The following is a 2317-nucleotide window of genomic DNA, read 5'->3' as shown; positions in this document are numbered from 1 at the left end:
TAATGCACATTATCGCTTGTAATGTAATTGATAGATACTCCTGAATTGTTGTAAATAGAATTAAGGCACCGCTTGCGTACGCTTGTCATTTTACCACCTAACCACATTACGAAAATATCCATGGCTATTTACTTTTATAGATTTCTTTTTGCTTGACTGTTAACTTATATTGCTCGATTCTAGGCATCTTCTTTAATGTTTGGCTTCCCAAATGTACTACAACTGAATTACAAATCAAAGCGTGTTTTAACCCTTTTTCTCTTAATTTGTCGGCTGTGGCATTATCTGAATACCAAAAATTGACGAACTCAGGAAATAAACCTAATTTTTTCATCGCTTTGTCGGTCATGGCATAACACCAACCGGAAAATTCTTTGCCTATTCCATATCCTTCATAAACTCCGGTTTTATTCTTATGTGCAATCGGACACATAGGACTTACTGAATCATAATGCTGTAAAGCTTCTTCCAAATAAAATAACCAGTCTTCTTGAAAGTTCAAATCGTTATTGCAAAAAACGTAAATATCTGAAGGTGCTATCTGATAACCAAAATTCAAACATCTGTTGTAATTGAAAGGAAAATCATAATTGTAAGTTTTGCACCGCTCGAACACTGTTTTAGTTCCTTCTAACACGATTATATTAGCGTTTGATGTTTCATTGCAACTATCAATTGCTTGCTGTGTCATTCGCCTTAATTCAAAGCTTATGGCATTACTTACGATTATTACTGTTGTCATGTGGTTCATTTATCGTATTGATGTGGAATGTGCATAACGTAATACTCCGGTGTTTTGATGTGTTCAAAGTCTGGAAATTCTTTCAATAGGTCTTTTATAAATTCCCAGTCATGAGCGTAGCCCTTTTTCCATCTTGACTTACCTTTTTTATGACAGATACTCGATGTTCCACAATGTCCCATCTTCAATGTACATGCCCTTTCTTTTCGCTCTTTAAAAAACGTATAATCATTGAAAACTACTAAGTCTTTAGTTAACTGCTCTGAAATTATCTGTAAATGATTTTCACCCCAATAATCATCTGTATCGAGGTAAATGATGTATTTTCCTTCTGAGTGTTCAATACCTACATTTCGAGGCGTTCCGGAAAATGTCGGACACTTCGGAATAGTTAAAATATTAACCCGCAAATCTTTGTACTTTTTTATTTCTTCAATTGTAGTCTTGCAGCCGTCAGAAATTACAATCAATTCCCAATCTGCGAAAGTTTGGTTTATGACCGATTGTACGGCTCTGTGAAATTTTGATATTCTATTTGTTGCTGCATCTCGATAAACATCGAGATATGATGGCATAATTATACTAATCATTCTTATTCATTTGATTGTAAAGTTCCTCACTGATAAAGTCTATTTCGTGTCTGCAATTATAACCACCTCTTTGGATAAAAAATGGAATTCCTGGTATTTTACCCTGCCATTCTTCACTATTCCAATCTTCAGCATTTTCAACGGTAAATACCTGCCCTGCTCTTTCTAAACAAAAATCTCTCGTAGTATTAATCGTATCACCGGAATAAACGAAGTGTTTTAGGTCTAATTGCTAACTCATTATCGACTAATATTTCTTTGTACCCTTTTAGAAATCCATCAAAACTTTGTTTGCCTGCAATCTGATTCAAAGTATATTGTTTCAACTTGTCTTTTACTTCAGGCATTGTTGCCAACGTGTCTAAAAAAGAACCCGCTACTATTTTTGATTCTGCTAAAGTTTTCCCGATTTCAATACCTAAAGCCTGTTCTAAGTATGCAAAGTTCTTTAATAAATCGTCTATTTTGTTTTCTGCAAAGCCCAAACCTTTGTAATATGTTCCGGTCATGGCCACTACTTGCATACTCTTTTCTGCGAAGTCTTTCACAAAAGGAATCATATCTGATTCTTTGAACTGCTCCATCACTAAATCAATTTTCCGTATGCCTCTGATGTTTTTAGTATCAAATACTAACTTTCCGTCAACTGTCTTGAAAATTGATGCCGCTTCGCTCAAAATTAATTTCAATAGGTCTTTCTCCAATACTTTCAACTCAGCCGCTGTTAAGTCGTGGAGATGTTCTATTAACTTTTGCCGCTTTTTAATCAGCTTTTCAAGATTTGTCATACTTCAAATGTATTTCGTTTTGCTTTATCGGACACCATTCCGGAGTTATCGGAGTATCATTATGTTCCTGAATGTAATTATTTGGATATTCTGAAAAACCACAATTATAACCTATATCCATGTCATTAGTTCGTAAGGCCGGACAATCTCTACATTCGCTTATGGTTATTGTTATCATAGTTCAAATATTTGTCAAT

Annotated in this window: 3 protein-coding genes; all 3 read right to left on the bottom strand. The window is 34.6% G+C overall.

Translation table 11 applies throughout. The features are described 5' to 3' along the window. Window positions 1-124: 124 nt before the first annotated feature. Window positions 125-742 carry a glycosyltransferase family 2 protein gene (locus tag JU82_RS05195; protein WP_037947491.1) on the bottom strand — a complete coding sequence of 206 codons (618 nt, stop codon included), beginning with the start codon at window positions 740-742 and terminating at the stop codon, window positions 125-127. A gap of 5 nt (window positions 743-747) precedes the next feature. After that, window positions 748-1332 (bottom strand): glycosyltransferase family A protein, encoded by a 585-nt coding sequence (locus JU82_RS11785; protein WP_294892203.1) that lies wholly within the window; start codon window positions 1330-1332, stop codon window positions 748-750. Between the two features lie 197 nt (window positions 1333-1529). Further along, on the bottom strand, window positions 1530-2120 hold the full coding sequence (locus tag JU82_RS05185) for a hypothetical protein (protein ID WP_037947488.1): 591 nt from the start codon (window positions 2118-2120) through the stop codon (window positions 1530-1532). Between the last annotated feature and the right edge of the window lie 197 nt (window positions 2121-2317).

This window comes from Sulfuricurvum sp. MLSB (genome assembly GCF_000747095.1).
Taxonomy (GTDB): domain Bacteria; phylum Campylobacterota; class Campylobacteria; order Campylobacterales; family Sulfurimonadaceae; genus Sulfuricurvum.
The sequence above is the reverse complement of the archived record's forward strand: the minus strand, read 5'-3'. Positions and strand labels throughout refer to the sequence as shown.

Coding starts and splice junctions, on each gene's coding strand:
- JU82_RS05195 (WP_037947491.1), bottom strand. CDS start 742: ATGACAACAGTAATAATCGTAAGTAATGCCATAAGCTTTGAATTAAGG.
- JU82_RS11785 (WP_294892203.1), bottom strand. CDS start 1,332: ATGATTAGTATAATTATGCCATCATATCTCGATGTTTATCGAGATGCA.
- JU82_RS05185 (WP_037947488.1), bottom strand. CDS start 2,120: ATGACAAATCTTGAAAAGCTGATTAAAAAGCGGCAAAAGTTAATAGAA.